The sequence below is a fragment of the Pseudomonas sp. SA195 genome (assembly GCF_054131565.1).
In genome coordinates this window covers 1,576,306-1,591,242 of the sequence record NZ_CP096392.1, presented here as the reverse complement: position 1 = coordinate 1,591,242, position 14,937 = coordinate 1,576,306, and the positions used below count along the sequence as shown (strand labels likewise).

At 59.3% G+C, this 14,937-nt stretch carries 22 protein-coding genes; 12 read left to right on the top strand and 10 right to left on the bottom strand.

Translation table 11 applies throughout. From position 1 onward, the window contains the following. Nucleotides 1-13: 13 nt before the first annotated feature. The 9 genes from flgH to M1D78_RS07385 all read right to left on the bottom strand — a co-directional run bounded on the left by flgH (nucleotide 14) and on the right by M1D78_RS07385 (nucleotide 7,369). On the bottom strand, nucleotides 14-709 hold the full coding sequence (gene flgH, locus M1D78_RS07425) for a flagellar basal body L-ring protein FlgH (protein ID WP_437419859.1): 696 nt from the start codon (nucleotides 707-709) through the stop codon (nucleotides 14-16). Between the two features lie 29 nt (nucleotides 710-738). Beyond that, nucleotides 739-1,524: a flagellar basal-body rod protein FlgG gene (gene flgG, locus M1D78_RS07420; RefSeq protein WP_437419860.1), complete on the bottom strand. Its 786-nt coding sequence runs from the start codon at nucleotides 1,522-1,524 to the stop codon at nucleotides 739-741. A gap of 45 nt (nucleotides 1,525-1,569) precedes the next feature. Next, complete coding sequence (gene flgF, locus M1D78_RS07415; protein ID WP_437419861.1) at nucleotides 1,570-2,310, bottom strand: flagellar basal-body rod protein FlgF; 741 nt, start codon at nucleotides 2,308-2,310, stop codon at nucleotides 1,570-1,572. Between the two features lie 192 nt (nucleotides 2,311-2,502). Continuing rightward, nucleotides 2,503-3,783, bottom strand: a complete 1,281-nt coding sequence (flgE, locus tag M1D78_RS07410; RefSeq protein ID WP_437419862.1) for a flagellar hook protein FlgE — start codon at nucleotides 3,781-3,783, stop codon at nucleotides 2,503-2,505. A 32-nt stretch (nucleotides 3,784-3,815) separates the two neighbouring features. After that, nucleotides 3,816-4,496 carry a flagellar hook assembly protein FlgD gene (gene flgD / locus M1D78_RS07405; RefSeq protein ID WP_437419863.1) on the bottom strand — a complete coding sequence of 227 codons (681 nt, stop codon included), beginning with the start codon at nucleotides 4,494-4,496 and terminating at the stop codon, nucleotides 3,816-3,818. 18 nt (nucleotides 4,497-4,514) lie between these two features. Further along, complete coding sequence (flgC, locus tag M1D78_RS07400; protein ID WP_437419864.1) at nucleotides 4,515-4,958, bottom strand: flagellar basal body rod protein FlgC; 444 nt, start codon at nucleotides 4,956-4,958, stop codon at nucleotides 4,515-4,517. 14 nt (nucleotides 4,959-4,972) lie between these two features. Further along, complete coding sequence (flgB, locus tag M1D78_RS07395) at nucleotides 4,973-5,377, bottom strand: flagellar basal body rod protein FlgB (protein ID WP_437419865.1); 405 nt, start codon at nucleotides 5,375-5,377, stop codon at nucleotides 4,973-4,975. Nucleotides 5,378-5,570: 193 nt separating this feature from the next. Beyond that, nucleotides 5,571-6,395, bottom strand: a complete 825-nt coding sequence (cheR, locus tag M1D78_RS07390) for a protein-glutamate O-methyltransferase CheR (RefSeq protein WP_437419866.1) — start codon at nucleotides 6,393-6,395, stop codon at nucleotides 5,571-5,573. 41 nt (nucleotides 6,396-6,436) lie between these two features. Then, entirely contained in the window at nucleotides 6,437-7,369 is a 933-nt protein-coding gene (locus M1D78_RS07385; protein WP_437420374.1) for a chemotaxis protein CheV, read from the bottom strand. A 97-nt stretch (nucleotides 7,370-7,466) separates the two neighbouring features. Between M1D78_RS07385 and flgA the strand changes: the two genes are divergently transcribed. The 5 genes from flgA to M1D78_RS07360 all read left to right on the top strand — a co-directional run bounded on the left by flgA (nucleotide 7,467) and on the right by M1D78_RS07360 (nucleotide 11,646). Further along, nucleotides 7,467-8,201 (top strand): flagellar basal body P-ring formation chaperone FlgA, encoded by a 735-nt coding sequence (gene flgA, locus M1D78_RS07380; RefSeq protein WP_437419867.1) that lies wholly within the window; start codon nucleotides 7,467-7,469, stop codon nucleotides 8,199-8,201. 92 nt (nucleotides 8,202-8,293) lie between these two features. After that, nucleotides 8,294-8,617, top strand: coding sequence for a flagellar biosynthesis anti-sigma factor FlgM (gene flgM / locus M1D78_RS07375; RefSeq protein WP_437419868.1), 324 nt, complete (start codon nucleotides 8,294-8,296; stop codon nucleotides 8,615-8,617). Between the two features lie 35 nt (nucleotides 8,618-8,652). Then, nucleotides 8,653-9,123: a flagella synthesis protein FlgN gene (locus M1D78_RS07370; RefSeq protein ID WP_437419869.1), complete on the top strand. Its 471-nt coding sequence runs from the start codon at nucleotides 8,653-8,655 to the stop codon at nucleotides 9,121-9,123. A gap of 76 nt (nucleotides 9,124-9,199) precedes the next feature. Continuing rightward, a complete protein-coding gene (locus M1D78_RS07365) occupies nucleotides 9,200-9,946 on the top strand; it encodes a flagellar brake protein (RefSeq protein WP_437419870.1) in 747 nt (248 codons plus the stop codon). Between the two features lie 488 nt (nucleotides 9,947-10,434). After that, the gene (locus M1D78_RS07360; protein ID WP_437419871.1) at nucleotides 10,435-11,646 is read left to right on the top strand and encodes a tyrosine-type recombinase/integrase; all 1,212 of its coding nucleotides are present in this window, start codon (nucleotides 10,435-10,437) and stop codon (nucleotides 11,644-11,646) included. Here M1D78_RS07360 and M1D78_RS07355 read toward each other — a convergent pair. Next, on the bottom strand, nucleotides 11,643-12,209 hold the full coding sequence (locus M1D78_RS07355; RefSeq protein ID WP_234174911.1) for a hypothetical protein: 567 nt from the start codon (nucleotides 12,207-12,209) through the stop codon (nucleotides 11,643-11,645). The genes M1D78_RS07360 and M1D78_RS07355 overlap by 4 nt on opposite strands. A 146-nt stretch (nucleotides 12,210-12,355) precedes the next feature. On the opposite strand from M1D78_RS07355, the gene M1D78_RS07350 reads away from it, so the two are divergent. The 7 genes from M1D78_RS07350 (at nucleotide 12,356) to M1D78_RS07320 (ending at nucleotide 14,614) form a co-directional block, all read left to right on the top strand. Next, complete coding sequence (locus M1D78_RS07350; protein WP_437419872.1) at nucleotides 12,356-12,556, top strand: helix-turn-helix domain-containing protein; 201 nt, start codon at nucleotides 12,356-12,358, stop codon at nucleotides 12,554-12,556. After that, complete coding sequence (locus M1D78_RS07345) at nucleotides 12,553-12,708, top strand: hypothetical protein (RefSeq protein ID WP_165362553.1); 156 nt, start codon at nucleotides 12,553-12,555, stop codon at nucleotides 12,706-12,708. The genes M1D78_RS07350 and M1D78_RS07345 overlap by 4 nt, the downstream gene beginning before the upstream one ends. Next, entirely contained in the window at nucleotides 12,705-12,944 is a 240-nt protein-coding gene (locus M1D78_RS07340; RefSeq protein ID WP_437419873.1) for a hypothetical protein, read from the top strand. The genes M1D78_RS07345 and M1D78_RS07340 overlap by 4 nt, the downstream gene beginning before the upstream one ends. Further along, nucleotides 12,941-13,186, top strand: coding sequence for a hypothetical protein (locus tag M1D78_RS07335; protein WP_045632001.1), 246 nt, complete (start codon nucleotides 12,941-12,943; stop codon nucleotides 13,184-13,186). The genes M1D78_RS07340 and M1D78_RS07335 overlap by 4 nt, the downstream gene beginning before the upstream one ends. A gap of 86 nt (nucleotides 13,187-13,272) precedes the next feature. Continuing rightward, on the top strand, nucleotides 13,273-13,512 hold the full coding sequence (locus tag M1D78_RS07330; RefSeq protein WP_125885646.1) for a helix-turn-helix domain-containing protein: 240 nt from the start codon (nucleotides 13,273-13,275) through the stop codon (nucleotides 13,510-13,512). A 683-nt stretch (nucleotides 13,513-14,195) separates the two neighbouring features. After that, nucleotides 14,196-14,405, top strand: a complete 210-nt coding sequence (locus M1D78_RS07325) for a hypothetical protein (RefSeq protein WP_437419874.1) — start codon at nucleotides 14,196-14,198, stop codon at nucleotides 14,403-14,405. After that, a complete protein-coding gene (locus tag M1D78_RS07320) occupies nucleotides 14,402-14,614 on the top strand; it encodes a hypothetical protein (RefSeq protein WP_437419875.1) in 213 nt (70 codons plus the stop codon). Before M1D78_RS07325 ends, M1D78_RS07320 begins: the two co-directional genes overlap by 4 nt. Nucleotides 14,615-14,937 lie beyond the last annotated feature (323 nt).

The window sequence follows — 14,937 nt, the reverse complement described above, 5'->3', positions numbered from 1 at the left end:
TGCCGACACCTGCTTAGAACGGCCACAACGGGCTGATGAAGAAACGGTCCAGCCAACCCGGCTGGCTGGCATCGGCGAACGCGCCGGTGCCGGAATAGGTGATGCGGGCGTCGGCGATACGGGTCGAAGGCACGGTGTTATCGGTCGCAATGTCGTCCGAACGCACCAGGCCCGCGATCCGCACCAGCTCGTCGCCAGTGTTGAGCGTCATCCACTTTTCGCCACGGATCGCCAGGATGCCGTTGGGCAGCACGTCCGAAACGGTCACGGTGATCGAGCCGGACAGGCTGTTGCTCTGCCCTGCCTGCCCGGAGCCGGAGGTATCACGTGACGCGTCGTACTCGGCACCGAGGCTCATGCTGTTGCCGGTCAGCGGGTTGGCCATCGAGACGGCGCCGCCAAACAGCGAGCCGAGGCCGATATCGGCCTTGCTCTCTTTGGATATCTTGGAGTTCGAGTTCTTGCTCGCCTGGGTCTTCTCGTTGAGCGTGACGGTGATGATGTCGCCGACCCGATAAGCCTTCCTGTCGTCGTACAGATTGGTTTCGAAACCCGCCTGGTAGATCGCCCCGTTGTTCTGCGCAGCAGGCAGCGGCGTGCGTGGAAGCACCGGCGCGTAGTACGGATCGTTGGGTTTCGGAGCCGGCGCCATGCACCCGGACAGGATCATGGCAGGCACCAGCGGCAGGACATTCAACAAGCGACGCATATACACCTCAATCCAGCGGCTGACGGCTGTTACAGCTGCTGGGTAACGAAAGACAGCATCTGGTCGGCCGTGGAGATGACTTTCGAGTTCATCTCGTAGGCGCGCTGGGTGGTGATCATGTTCACCAGCTCCTCGACGACGCTGACGTTGGAATTTTCCAATGTGTTCTGCAGTACCGTGCCCAAGCCGTTGAGGCCCGGGGTGCTGACCTGCGGCGCGCCACTGGCGGCGGTTTCCAGGAACAGGTTGCTGCCCATTGCCTGCAGGCCGGCCGGGTTGACGAAGTCGGCGGTCTGGATGTTGCCGATGACCTGTGGCGCCGGGTTGCCCAGCGTGGTGACGGACACGGTGCCGTCCTCGCCCACGGTGAAGGTCTGGGTTTCCGGCGGCACGACGATGGCGGGCTCCAGCGAATAACCGTTGGAGGTGACGATCTGGCCGTCCGCGTTCAGGTGGAAGCTGCCGTCACGCGAATAGGACACGGTGCCGTCCGGCAGCAAGACCTGGAAGAACCCGCGACCATTGATGGCCATGTCCAGCGGCTGCTCGGTTGTTTGCAGGCTGCCGGAGGTGAATTGCTTCTGCGTGCCGACGATGCGCACACCGGTACCGAGCTGCAGGCCGGATGGCAGTTCGCTGTCCTGGCTGGACTGGCCGCCAGGCTGGCGACGGATCTGGTAGAGCAGGTCCTGGAACTCGGCGCGGTCCTTCTTGAAGCCGGTGGTGGACACGTTCGCCAGGTTGTTGGAAATGGTGGTCAGGTTCATGTCCTGGGCGGACAAACCGGTCTTACTCACCCACAGTGCTGGAAGCATGATCTTCTCCTCGCGCGCCGGAAATCAGGCACGCCGCCTAGTTTGTTAGCTGTTCTGCAAGACTCGGGCCGCTGCGGCACTGTCTTCTTCTGCCGTGCGCATCATCTTCACGTGAAGCTCGAATTGCCGGGACAGCGCGAGCATCGAAGTCATCTCAGCAACGGCGTTAACGTTGCTCGCCTCGAGGAAGCCGGATGTGACACGAACCGCGGCGTCCGCCTCGACGGGCTGGCCGTCCTTCATGCGGATCAGGCCATCGGTGCCTTTCTCCAGCTGCTTCGGATCGGGATTGACCAGCTTCAGCCGGTCGACCGTCACCACCACGTTCGGGTCTTCGCCCAGCGCGCGAATGCTGATGGAGCCATCGGCTCCGATCTCGACCTTCTCTTCCGGCGGCACGGCAATCGGCCCCGCATTGCCGAGCACCGGCAAACCGTCGCCGGTGCGCAGCATGCCGAGGGTGTCGATATTGAGGCTGCCGGTACGGGCATAGGCCTCGCTGCCGTCCGGCGCCTGCACTGCGATCCAGCCTTCGCCCTCGACGGCTACGTCCAGGTCACGGCCAGTTTCCTGCAAGGTGCCGGAACTGAAATCCGTGCCCGGCCGCTCCGTCATTGCATAGACGCGGGCGGGAAAGGTATCGCCGAACACCTGCATCGAGCGCGCCTGTTCGAAATCGCGGCGGAAGCCCGTAGTCGAGATGTTTGCCAGGTTGTTGGCGTGCGCCTGCTGGGCTCGAGCGTTCTGGCTCGCCCCCGTCATCGCCACATAAAGCATCTTGTCCATCGAACCTCCGAGCCGCGCAAATTGACGCTTGATAGATCTTCGGAAGGAGACAAAGCAAAGCACGTGCCACAGGCGAAACAGATACGCAAACCATTGAAATAAAAGGTTTTTCAGAAAAACAAAAAGGCCCCGAAGGGCCCTTTTGAGACGAAGCGGCAGTTTCCCGCCGCCGTTGCCGTTGCCGGCGCGCCGTCAGCGCAGGTTGATGATCGTCTGGGTAATGGCGCTTTCGGTTTCGATGGTCTTGGCGTTTGCCTGGTAGTTGCGCTGCGCAACGATCAGGTTGACCAACTGGTCGGAGAGTTCGACGTTGGAATCTTCCAGGGCACCTGCCTGCAACGAACCCAGGGTGCCACTGCCTGGAGGGTTGCGAACCGGCTCGCCCGACTCGAACGACTGCACCCACTGCGTCTTGCCGACCGGGGTCAGGCCTTGGACGTTGGCAAAGTTAGCCAGGATGATCTGCCCCTGCACCTTCGATTGCCCGTTGGTGTAGCGCGCGAAGATCTCGCCGGTCTCGCTGATTTCCAGACCTGCCAACTCACCGGTGGTGTAACCGTCCTGGCTGACGCTATTGACGGCGAACGCGCTGGCGTATTGGGTCGAGCCACGCATATCGAGTGTCATGTTCAAACCAGCCGCCGGCGCAGCATTGTTCAACGACCAGGTGCCGTCAGTATTCTTTACGGCCGGCTGCCAACCGGTAATGGCAGACGTACCACTGGCCGGGTCGATCAGCGCGCCGGAGGGGCTGAACTGCAGATTGGTGGTGCTCGGCGCAGTGCTGTTGACCGGGTCGGCCGGATTGCGACCGTCGACAAGCACGTGCATCTGCCAGGTGTTGGCGGTACCGGTCTTGACGAAATACTGGGTCATGACGTGGGCGTTGCCCTGCTCGTCGTAGACGTTGGTCGAGGTCGAGGAGTTGTAGCTCAACGGATCAGACGGATTGAACGGAGTGTTGACCGGCTCGGTGTTCGTCGAATTCAGGTTAAACCCTTGGGTGATCTTGGTCGTGGCCTTTGGCTCCTGGCTGGAGGTCTGGATCTTCAGATCGCTGACCTGCCCGGTGCGGATGTTGCCGTTGTCATCGACACCATAACCCTGAAGGTTATAACCGAAGTTATCGACCAAATTGCCTTCCTTGTCAGTACCGAAATAACCCGCACGGGTATAGCTCAGCGCGCCGTTATTGCTGACTTGGAAAAAGCCATTGCCGTTGATGGCCAGGTCCAGGGCGTTCTGCGTGTAGTTGATGTTGCCCTGATTGAACTGCTGGGAAATGTCCGACAGCAGGACGCCGCTGCCAACTGGGTTCTTGCCGGAGCCCAGCATCGAGGCAGCGTACACGTCGGAAAATTCCGCTCGCGACTGTTTGAAGCCGACCGTACCAGCGTTGGCGATGTTGTTACCTGTGACGTTGAGGTCTTTGCTGGCGGCGCGCATGCCGCTAAGGCCGATATTGAACGACATGAAAAGCTCCTGTTACCGGGACGTGCCGGCGGTTATTGACCGATGACCTGGACTTTTGACAGCCCGATGCTGCCGACACCGGCCAGATTGAGCATCAGCTCACCGCCGTTCTGTCCGAGAGTGACGCTGTCTACGTTGGCGGGAAGCATGGTGTAGAGCCCCTTGGTCTCGCCTTGGTAGGTCGCTTGTGCTTCGAAACGGTAGGTGCCCGGCGGCAAAGTCTTGCCGCTCGAATCCTTGCCGTCCCACATGAACGAAACGTTGCCCGCTTGTTGCTGGCCCATGTTGATGCGGTTCACCACGGTACCGCTGCTGTCATAGACGTTGACCGCCACGTTGCTGCTGGTCGTGGGCAACACCAGGCTTGCCTTGAAGGTTTCGCTGGTATCTACCACCGCCTTGTCGGTCGGCACGATGACCTTGCGCCCGACCAGCGAAGACGCCTGCAACGCCTGGGACGACTGGTAGCCCGAGAGCATTGTTTCCATGCTGCTGTTGAGCTTTTCTACGCCTTCGACCGTACTGAACTGCGCCAACTGGGCGATGAACTCACCGTTTTCCTGGGGCGCGAGCGGGTTCTGGTTGTTCAGCTGGGTGACCAGCAGTTCGAGAAACTCATTCTTGCCGAGGTCGTTGCTCTTAACCTCGCGATCCTTGATCTGGTACTGGTCTAGTACCGAACCGGTACCGCTGACGCCGCTTGTCGTGGTCATGGTGATCTCTCGTAGCGATTACTGACCGAGGGTCAGGACTTTCTGCAGCATGCTTTTGGCCGTATTCATCAAATCGGCATTGGTCTGGAATGAGCGGCTGGCCGAAATCATATCGGCCATCTCCTCGACCACGTTGACGTTCGGGTAGTACACGTAACCGTCGGCGTTCGCAGCGGGATGATTGGGCTCGTAGCGGGCCTGCAGCTCGCTCTGGTCTTCGACGATGCCTAGCACCTGTACACCCGCGCCGGCTTGGTCCTGCTCGGCGAATAGTGAATCGTTCGGCGCGCCGCTGGCCTGTTGCAGCATGGTCGCGAACACGGGGTGACGTGCGCGGTACGTCTGATCGACGCTGGATGACACCGTCTCGGCGTTGGCGATGTTGCTGGAAATGGTATTCAGCCGAGTGCTCTGCGCACTCATGCCGCTACCTGCGATATTGAAAACGTTGCTAAGGGACATGGAAATGGCTCCTCTTATTCGCCGCGCAGGGCGCTCATCAGCCCCCTGAACTTGCTGTTGAGCAGAGTGAAGCTGGCCTGGAAGTCGATGGCGTTCTCGGCGTAAGCGGCTTGCTCCACCTGGGCATCGACAGTGTTCTGGTCGAGCGAAGCATGCGCCGGCGTGCGGAAGCGCAGACCGGGATCGGCAATTTCCATCCCCTCGGCAGCGATATGCTTGCCGTTGGTGACGCTCACCCCGAAGCCACCCTCGGTCTTGCTCTGTTGAGCAGCCAGCACGGCGCCGAAATCGAGGTCACGGGCCTTGTAGTTGGGGGTGTCTGCGTTGGCAATGTTATTAGCCAGCACTTCAGCACGTTGCGCGCGGAAGCCGAGCGCTTTTTCGTGGATGCCGAGTGCCTTGTCGAAACTGATGCTCATGATCTGGACCTTTGCCGGATACAAGTCTGCCTGGCAGAACATCAGCAAAGGGCGTGCCACTTGTTCAAACGACTGATCTACAAGGGATTCAGAGCACACGTCGCGGCAAGGGCGTCAAAAGCGGCAAGTTTTTTCCGATTCCATTGCCGCTGTTTCGCCGCGTGACGACAGAAAACCGCCGCCGCTCAGGCCGTCATTTGGCCTTATAGATGATGCCTGGGCTGCACTGCACCATTTGGTACAGCTCAGGTAGGCCGTTCAGCGCTTCGGACGCGCCGAGGAAGAGATAACCGCCCGGTTTGAGCGTGGCATGGATACGGCGAAGAATGTCTTTCTTCACATCCGCGGAGAAATAAATAAGCACGTTGCGGCAGAACACCACGTTGAACTTGCCCAGCGCGGCATAGCTGTCGAGCAGGTTCTGCACACGAAATTCGACGCGGCTGCGGATGGCCGGTTTGACGGCCCAGCGCCCAGGCGCCTTGACGTCGAAGTAACGCTGCAGGCGATCGGTGGACAATCCCCGAGCAATCGCGAGACTGTCGTACTCGGCCGCCTTGCTTGCAGTCAGCATCGCGCCGGACAGCTCCGTCGCGACGATCTGCACGGCAGTTTTCGGTTGGCTCGGGCTGTTGCGCTCGTACTCGTCGACCGTCATTGATAGGGAATATGGCTCCTGACCAGACGAGCAAGCCGCCGACCAGATGCGCAGTCGCTGCCCTGGCGCCGATTTGAGCAGCTCCGGCAAGACGCGACTCTTCATGACCTCGAACGGATAGGTATCGCGAAACCACAACGTCTCGTTGGTCGTCATGGCGTCGACAACCTGCTCGCGCAGGCCGCTACGAGGCTGCGCCTGGATTTTCCTCACCAGGTCACCCAGCGTCTTGAGGCCTTGTTGCTCCATCAGCTTATTAAGCCGGCTGGACACCAGGTACTGCTTGTTGTTGCCCAGCAAGATGCCGCAAGTCTTTTCCAGGAATACCCGGAACTGATCGAAATCCAGATCACCTGACACTAATCACGCCCCACAGGTCGTTTTGTTGAGAGGCTCGCGCCTCATTTTCCATCCGTCATCCGGACACGCTGTATGACTCGACCCGCCAGATCGTCCGGCTGGAATTTAGCAAGAAAATCATCCGCACCGACTCGTTTAACCATCGATTGGTTGAACACACCGGAGAGCGAAGTATGCAGGAGAATGTGCATATCCCGCATATCCGGGTCCTGACGAACCTCAGTCGTCAGGGTATAGCCGTCCATTTCCGGCATTTCGATATCCGAGATCATCATCATGAACTCTTCGGACGGCTTCTTGCCCTGCGCCACCAAGCCCTTAAGGTAGGTCAGCGCCTGGCGGCCATCGTTATGGGCCACGACCTCAATGCCGAGGTTCTGTAGACAACGGATAATCTGTTTCCGCGCAACGGAAGAATCGTCGACGATCAATACGCGGCACAGCGCAGCCTTGGTGTGAGTTTCTTCGTCAGTGATGCTGACCGAAACGGCCTCGGACACCGGTGCAACCTCGGCCAGCACCTTCTCGACATCGATGATTTCCACCATCTGACTATCGATATGGGTGACAGCAGTAAGGTAATGGTCGCGCCCTACCCCTTTGGGTGGTGGCAGGATGGCTTCCCAATTCATGTTGACGATGCGCTCGACGGAGCGCACCAGGAAGCCCAGCACCTTGTTGTTGTACTCGACAATGATCGCGAAGCTATTAGAAATGTCTTCCAGGGCCGGCTTGCCGGTGGCCAGTGACAGGTCAAGGATCGACAGCGTGCTGCCGCGGATATTCGCGACGCCACGCACCACGGGGCTCGATCGAGGCATAACGGTCAGCTTCGGGCACTGAAGGACCTCTTTGACCTTAAACACATTGATCCCGTACAGCTGCTTGCCATCGAGCTTGAACAGCAACAACTCCAGACGGTTTTGCCCGACCAGCTGCGTACGCTGGTTTACGGAATCCAATACACCGGCCATGCCAGGTTCCTCTTGCTTGCCAGATAGGCGCTGAGTCAGTTGTGAGCCAGGGCGTGACGGCACGCCCCTTGCTTTATCGTTGGTCATGAGCGAACTGATGACTTTTTTCCGGCGTTCCTGCATTGCCCTTGCAGCCCTCCTACCCGCCTTAGGCGTGCTGGCCGAGGGTGCAGGGGCGACAGCCGCAACCCGCCCTGAACAACTTATCGACGCGACCCAAGCCTTTCTTGAGCGTGAGGTGACGGAATACCTGCAGCGTAGCCAAATCCAGGCGCGCTACCAGGTGGAAGTCAATCGGCTGGATCCTCGCCTGCGCCTGGCTGCCTGTGATCAGCCGTTGAGCACGCGCCTTGAAAGCCCGGCGCAGCCGGTCGGCCGCGCGACGGTCCGGGTGAGCTGCGAAGGCTCTGCGCCCTGGTCAGTATTCGTCCCGGGGCAGGTGCATCTCTATCGTGAGGTGGTCGTCACGTTGCGCCCTCTCAAGCGCGACAGCCTTGTCGATAGTTCAGACGTAAGCCTGGCCGAGCGAGACGTGAGTTTGCTTAGTCAGGGTTATCTCACCGCGATCGACCAGGTCGTTGGCAATAAACTGTCGCGACCGCTGCTCGCCGACCAGGTGGTTCCACAAAGTTACGTATCGCTCGCCGATGTCATTCGCAAAGGCGACCAAGTGGTGATCAGCGCGAAAAATTCGGCCATTAATGTCAGAATGCCCGGCGAAGCGTTATCGGACGGCGCCATCGGCATCCAGATCCGCGTCAAGAATCAGAGCTCGGGACGTGTGGTCAAGGCTCGGGTGACTGGACCGGGTCAGGTAGAAGTCATGATGTAGTCACCTCGATAGCGCCCCGCCAAAAAAACGCTAAAGTTTTTTCCAGGGTTGCCGAAAAGCAGGCAAGCGACCTGACTTATTCGAGGTTCATCATGGTTATCGACTTCAATCGACCGAACGGGCCAACCAATGCGCCCAACAGCGGGCGTACCTCCGGCGTTCAGAATGCCGAGCGGCCCGCAGCTCCACAAGCACCAGCAACCGAGGCCAGCAAGAGCAGCGCGGCGGCAGGCGAAAACGTCCAGCTCAGCCCTGAAGCGCAGCGTCTTCAACAGGCAACGGAAAAAATGAATCAACAGCCGTCTGTCGATCAGGCGCGCGTCGCGCAAATCAAGCAGGCCATCGCCGATGGCAGCTATGAGGTTGACAGCAAGCGCGTCGCGTCCAAGCTTCTGGCTTTCGAGAGCCAGCGCTGACCTGACGCGGCGGCAACAGCGTTACAGGGGCGGTTATGCAAGACTCCCAGCTACTCGCGCAGCTTGTAGACGATATCGGCCATGCGCAAAAGCTTCTTGAGCTCATCGACCAGGAATACAAGGCGCTGGCCGACCGCGACCTGGCCGGCCTCGAGGCCCTGCTGACGCAGAAACAGACGATGCTTGCGCTGCTCGGGCAGCACGGTGCGCTCCGCAGCCAGACCCTTCGGCAGGCTGGCCTGACCGCCGATCTGGACGGCATGACTGCCTATGCGGCCCACGCTTCCAACGGCGAGGCTCTGCTCGAAAGTGCACAGCGACTCGAGCAGCTGCTGGAAGCCTGCCGCCAAGCGAATGAACGCAACGGCAAGCTCATCCGTGCCAACCAAACGGCCGTTGGGGGCATGCTGCGCATTCTCAAGGGCAGCGCCGACACCCCCGATCTGTACGATCGCCGTGGCTCGGCCTCCCGGAGCACTTATCACCGCCCGCTCAGTCAGGCTTGAACCATACGCACGGCCTTTGATGGCCTAGTGCTATTATGCGACCTTCATCTCGTCAGGTGCCGGAGAGCCAAGCAAAGTGTCCAGCCTTTTCGTCGAGGACGACGGTCCGCAGCCGCCCAAGATTCTTAAGACAACCGTAGAGATCCATTCGAATCTACGGTTGTTACAGGAAAACCGCACCCCTTTGCTGGTCCACTTCGCCGGACGCAGTGTTCGCTACCAGACTTACGTGGTCGATCTCGCCCCGGAAAAGGGTTGGATTGCGTTGGACGAGCTCGTACCCAACGATGGCGAGCGGCTATTGATGACTGGCGAACCCTTTTCAGTGGAGGGTTTCCACGACGGGGTGCGCATCGCGTGGCAAAACGACCTGCCCATCCACGCCGGCGAACTCGACGATGCGCGCTGTTACTGGATCGCCGTCCCGACGGAAATGCTATATCACCAACGCCGCAACGCATTCCGGGCACCGATTTCCGGCCCAGCGGTCAATGTTGCGCTGAGCGGTAAAATCATCAAGAAACCCCTTGATGGCCGCCTGCTGGACATGTCAGCCACAGGCTGCAAAATCAGCCTGGGCGGTCTAATCCCGAGTGGCTTACAAACCGGGCAGGTGTACGAGCTCTCGGCAGCCTTACCGATCGGCAACATCACAACCGCCGTCGAACTACGCCACCTTTCCCATGACGAAAAGAACAACGTTACCTATTGCGGCTTGCGCTTCTATCGCTTGAGCGGCTTGCCGCAGCGCAACATTGAGCGTTTCGTCTATCAGCTCCAGCGTGAGGCGCGTCGCGACCAGGTGTCGGATCGTTTCAGCTAACAAGTCTGATCGAAAACACAGTGATTGCCTCACTCGCTACGCTATTTCATAGCTGCACGCGGAAAGCGTCCTTCAGCGATACCCAGCGCGACGTGAACCGCTAACCCGCAGCACGCAGACAACTGGCTTGCCAAACACTAACGCATCAACGTCTAACGGCGTCGCATCCAAGCGGGCGTTGGGCCGTTCCATAATCGATCCCGAAGCGAAATGCGGCATCCAACGGGTAGTAAGACGCTATAGCCGGCTACGGCGATCGCAAAAACATAGGACTAAGGCGAAGCGGGCGGCAGCTAGTCGCTTCGATAGGGAGGGCCATGGCGTCCCAGGCGAGGTTCGAACTCACAACCTTCCCCTTAGGAGGGGCAAACAAGCCCCTTCCAAATCAAGCACTTACGTTATAAATCAGGCACTTAGCGTCCCGTTGCATCCGGTAAATCAGCCCCGTATAGTCACTTTTGCACCCACACTGCACCCATGGGAACACCGTGCGAGAGAAGCTAACGGCGCGCCGACTGAACAGCCTGGAAGTCACCGGCAAAGAATACGAAATCCACGATACCACCGTGCCCGGTCTGTTCGTGCGCGTGACGGCGGCCGGTGCGAAGTCCTACGTTGTGACCTGGGCACGCGGTCGCAAGAAGACGCTCGGCCGTGTCGGCATCCTGACGCTTGAGCAGGCCCGCGAAGAGGCGCTGCAGTACCTCAATGAGGCCCGCAAGCACGGCGAACCGCTGGCAGTCACCCAAGGCCGCCGCGGTGCCGGCACCCCTACCCTGCGCAGCTTCATCGATGACCACTATATGCCGTGGTTCAAGGCCCATCACAAAGGCCACGATAAGACGCTGCACACGCTCGATACCAGCTTCGAGCCGATCATGCACCGCCGGCTCGATGAGATAACCGGCCGCGATCTGGAGCAGATCCGAACCGCTTGGCTCAACGGTGGCAACAAACCCGCCACCGCTAACCGCAAGATGGGCAGCATCAGCGGCGTATTCAGCCGAGCCGTGGAATGGGCCTACCTGCCCGCCTCACCCCTGGAGAAGGTCAAGCAACTGAAGGTCGATTCAATCGGCCGCATCCGCTACCTTTCGAAAGACGAAGCCAAAGCACTCAGGGACGCGCTAGACGCACGCGAGGAGCGAATCAGGGCAGAGCGTGACAGCGCAAACGAATGGCGCGCAAAACGCGGCAGAGGGGCTTTGCCAGACCTTCGCGCCCTCGCCTTCGCCGATCACCTGAAGCCGATGGTTCTGCTATCGCTCAACACTGGAATGAGGCGCGGCGAGCTGTTCAATTTGCGCTGGCATCACGCCAACCTGCAAGCCAAGACCCTGACGGTAGCCGGCGAAGGCGCAAAAACCAGCGAGACACGGCATATCCCACTGAACGCCGAGGCGCTGGCCACTCTTCAGGGATGGTACGACCAGGCGAGCGGTAACGGCTACATCTTCCCGGGTGAAGACAATAAGCCCATGACGGACGTGAAAACCGCCTGGCTGGAGTTGCTGACGAACGCCGGCATCGTCGGCTTCCGCTGGCACGATATGCGCCACGACTTCGCATCGCGGCTGGTGATGGCTGGCGTACCGCTGAACACGGTGCGCGATCTGCTGGGGCACGCGGATATCAAGATGACGCTCCGCTATGCCCACCTTGCACCCGACAGCAAGGCGGCCGCAGTGGAACTTCTCTAGAGCACCTCGAAAATTTCGTCGAGCTCACCGCTTTTACGAAGCATATCGACATAGTCAGGGAAGCTGAGATTGAGCGAATTGTTCGCCAGAAAGCGCGCGTAGTCATTCAACAAAGGCCAGTAAATGCTGACCAGCGAAAGGCTGAGCTTAGGAATTGCCGGGCTTTCCACAACCAGCTCACGAGCCTTCTTATCGAACAGATCGTCATCACCCGCGAAGATGTCGAGATTCTTGAATACTGTTCCGGTAACGACCTGGTCTCGGTCATTGAGCGCTGCAGGCTCAATCAAATGCAGCCTTAGCTTGAAAAGCTCCTGATCCTCCGTCCAAAGGGCTCGCATAAGCTCGCCCAGCAAAATCCGCGGCTCGCCTTGTTTTGTGAGCTTGTCTTGCCGGATGAAAGCCGGCGGCGCGATCGACTTTCGGTCGAAAGCGTGCTCAAGCAAACCCTCAATAGTGTCCGGAAGGCTCTTCTGCTCGATCGCAGCGAGCACGTCCAAGCATGACTTGGCGTAGCCCGACACCCTGACCGATAGCACTGTCTTCTTTGATCTGTTAGCCATCACCGTCTCCTTAATGGCGCCACAGTAAGCGACGCTAACGAAAGTATCAACTTATGCTTGCGATGACTGTTACTTACATCTAGGATGCACACATCTGGTCGACAATCCCGCTATCCAAACACAACCGGCCAGATGGAGAGCAAACCATGATCCAAATCGCAAGCCTGCAACCAATTGCGGTAGGCACCGATGAAGCCGCCCGCGCTTCCGGCACAAGCCGCTCCGCTGTTTATGAAGCCATTGCCCGCGGCGACCTTGTGTCGTTCAAGGCAGGCAAGCGCCGTTTGATTCTCGTAGAGGAACTGCGCGCCTGGCTGAACCGTATGGCGAAGGACAACGCACGATGAGCGCCCGTTTTGAGGCCCTGGAACGGGCCTTCCATCTAATCGACCGCAGCGGCAAAGTCATTGGGTGGCTGGCACTGCCAACCAATACCCGACTGATTGACCTCGAACACCTGCGCCACCTTGGCGCCTCTCGACTGGAGCTAGCGAAATGAACACCGCAACGACTGAAACAGTGGACGCGATCGACGCTTACGACCTGGCGACCTATGCGCGCGAACACGGCAAGTGGCTTGGCTCGATAGCAAGAGCGATCCAGCTCAACTGCGCGCACAAGAACGGCCGCGATGCGCTAGAGCTCGCCAACCTTGCGCAGTACCTCGCCGACGATCTGAGCAACCACATGGATTGCGAAGCGGAGCGCATCAAGCGTGTGGAGGGGCTGCAATGAGCCGCATCACTGATCGCGAGGCGTTCGAGATGATCCAGCGCAACACCGCGGTGCTGACGAACGCCGGCAAAGGGTTGGAAGGTATCGGCCGGCTATTGGGTGCCGACGAATCGGAGCATCACCTAAGCGACGACGACCGGAGCAGCCTTGCGTATGCAGTGGCCGCCCTGGGCTCGATGATCTACGCAGCCGCCAACGAAGCATGGGGCTACGCCGCCCCGGACAGGGACGAATGGACATGAGAAAGGAAGCGGGAAGGAAACCCGAAGCGGTGCGCCAACACCGCCAAGGGCAAACACATTGGACTGCACCAAGTGAGGACTGAACTATGCCATCACACTCCGCAACCGAGCAAGACCGGCGCCTTCTGGAAGCACTGAGAATTCATCCAGTGACGACCATCGAAGCAGCCAATGACCTGGATATCGTCCACCCGCCGTCAACGGTTCGCCGTCTGCGTCGGCGTGGCTTTGATATCCGCACGCAATGGGCCTATCAGGCCACCGAGCCAGGCAGACCACCCCACCGTGTGGGGCAGTACGTCCTGATGCAGGAAGCGGCGGCCTAACGGCCATAACGCTGGCGGGGCCCCTGCCCTGCCAGCCATTGCGCGAGTTCGATATGGCAGGCAAATCAAAGCCCAAATCGGGGCCACCTTTTTTCCGGCTAGAGCGGCGCCTAGTTCAATCGCCCGGGCATCGAGCGTTGAGCTTCGTTGCCCGCGTGGTGCTGCAAGAGCTCATGTCGCAGTACAACGGGGGCAACAATGGCGACCTGTCAGCCACGCGCACGATGGCTAGGGAATGGGGCATCGGATCACCATCGACGCTACAGAAGGCGCTCTGCGATCTGGAGTCGGCAGGCTGGATCACTCAGACCCGTAGCAGTCTGTTCAACAAGCACGGCGCCCGCTGCGCGCTCTACGCACTGTCCTGGCTTCCGGTAAACGAGTGCCCCGGCAAAGACCTTGAGGTAGGCCCGACGAGGGCGCCGCTGCGCCCTTTGCCGACACTACTCAATTCGATTTCTTCCTGTTCAGAAAATGAACACGTACCGGTTCAGTTAGTGAACACATAGACAAATTGGTTCGTATGGTTTTGTCCCGTTGCGTTTGGCGCTTTTGCCTACGTGTTCAGAAACCGAACCGTAATCGCTGTTCTACGTGTTCAGAAAGTGAACACCCTTTTAGATTCTGCCAGGTATCTACTGATATTCAGGGCAGCAAGTGGCTACAAACGAGGAGCGTCACGCATGACCAACATCGTTCATATCGACCCTGACTGCGGAATCGTGGTCGACGACCAAGGCGCGCACATCGACGCATTCGGCCAAGTGATGCTGCTCGGAATCTTCTCCGACCTCTGCCAGCTACGTGGCGGCGAGATGCGTCCAGATTTGGCCGTATCTCTGGACGGGATCGCCAGCCGCCTGGGCAAGCTGCTGGAGCGCTACGAACCATGAAGGCCGTGGAGCGCACGCTGTTCACCAAGATCGCGCCAATGGTCGCCCACTGTGACGGAGCGGTCGCCGCGCTGGAGATGTACCAGGCCGACGCCGACCGGGGCGAGCTAGATACCAAGATGCTGTCGGGATTCCTACAGGGTCTGTTCGCTGCCGGCGTGCTCAGTGACGAGGATCTGGCGACACTCGACACCAGGCGCATTCACTGACCCACCAAGCGAAGCCCCTCAGAGGCCGGGCCGCGGGGATTCTTTACTACGAAACTTTCGCAGTATTCGCCGTCCAGTTCGTCGCGGCACCGCGCGGTAAAATCAGCGCGGCGTATCTCTCTCGCCAGCCCCGCCACCGAGCGGGGTTTTTAATGCGCTCAGAACTGAGCACGTTTCGTGCACCAAGCGTTCACCGATCGTTCAACAACTGTTCAACACCCGTTGAAACCCAACCCTAACCGGCAGGGTTATCGCTGGGTTTCCACTGTGTAGGAATCAACACACTGTGTCGTTATCGACACGCGAGACAGACCAACCTGTCC

What these genes read in the sequence shown, in the direction of transcription:
- flgH (WP_437419859.1), bottom strand. Translation starts at nt 709, where the DNA reads ATGCGTCGCTTGTTGAATGTCCTGCCGCTGGTGCCTGCCATGATCCTG.
- flgG (WP_437419860.1), bottom strand. Translation starts at nt 1,524, where the DNA reads ATGCTTCCAGCACTGTGGGTGAGTAAGACCGGTTTGTCCGCCCAGGAC.
- flgF (WP_437419861.1), bottom strand. Translation starts at nt 2,310, where the DNA reads ATGGACAAGATGCTTTATGTGGCGATGACGGGGGCGAGCCAGAACGCT.
- flgE (WP_437419862.1), bottom strand. Translation starts at nt 3,783, where the DNA reads ATGTCGTTCAATATCGGCCTTAGCGGCATGCGCGCCGCCAGCAAAGAC.
- flgD (WP_437419863.1), bottom strand. Translation starts at nt 4,496, where the DNA reads ATGACCACGACAAGCGGCGTCAGCGGTACCGGTTCGGTACTAGACCAG.
- flgC (WP_437419864.1), bottom strand. Translation starts at nt 4,958, where the DNA reads ATGTCCCTTAGCAACGTTTTCAATATCGCAGGTAGCGGCATGAGTGCG.
- flgB (WP_437419865.1), bottom strand. Translation starts at nt 5,377, where the DNA reads ATGAGCATCAGTTTCGACAAGGCACTCGGCATCCACGAAAAAGCGCTC.
- M1D78_RS07385 (WP_437420374.1), bottom strand. Translation starts at nt 7,369, where the DNA reads ATGGCCGGTGTATTGGATTCCGTAAACCAGCGTACGCAGCTGGTCGGG.
- flgA (WP_437419867.1), top strand. Translation starts at nt 7,467, where the DNA reads ATGACTTTTTTCCGGCGTTCCTGCATTGCCCTTGCAGCCCTCCTACCC.
- flgM (WP_437419868.1), top strand. Translation starts at nt 8,294, where the DNA reads ATGGTTATCGACTTCAATCGACCGAACGGGCCAACCAATGCGCCCAAC.
- M1D78_RS07370 (WP_437419869.1), top strand. Translation starts at nt 8,653, where the DNA reads ATGCAAGACTCCCAGCTACTCGCGCAGCTTGTAGACGATATCGGCCAT.
- M1D78_RS07355 (WP_234174911.1), bottom strand. Translation starts at nt 12,209, where the DNA reads ATGGCTAACAGATCAAAGAAGACAGTGCTATCGGTCAGGGTGTCGGGC.
- M1D78_RS07350 (WP_437419872.1), top strand. Translation starts at nt 12,356, where the DNA reads ATGATCCAAATCGCAAGCCTGCAACCAATTGCGGTAGGCACCGATGAA.
- M1D78_RS07345 (WP_165362553.1), top strand. Translation starts at nt 12,553, where the DNA reads ATGAGCGCCCGTTTTGAGGCCCTGGAACGGGCCTTCCATCTAATCGAC.
- M1D78_RS07340 (WP_437419873.1), top strand. Translation starts at nt 12,705, where the DNA reads ATGAACACCGCAACGACTGAAACAGTGGACGCGATCGACGCTTACGAC.
- M1D78_RS07335 (WP_045632001.1), top strand. Translation starts at nt 12,941, where the DNA reads ATGAGCCGCATCACTGATCGCGAGGCGTTCGAGATGATCCAGCGCAAC.
- M1D78_RS07330 (WP_125885646.1), top strand. Translation starts at nt 13,273, where the DNA reads ATGCCATCACACTCCGCAACCGAGCAAGACCGGCGCCTTCTGGAAGCA.
- M1D78_RS07325 (WP_437419874.1), top strand. Translation starts at nt 14,196, where the DNA reads ATGACCAACATCGTTCATATCGACCCTGACTGCGGAATCGTGGTCGAC.
- M1D78_RS07320 (WP_437419875.1), top strand. Translation starts at nt 14,402, where the DNA reads ATGAAGGCCGTGGAGCGCACGCTGTTCACCAAGATCGCGCCAATGGTC.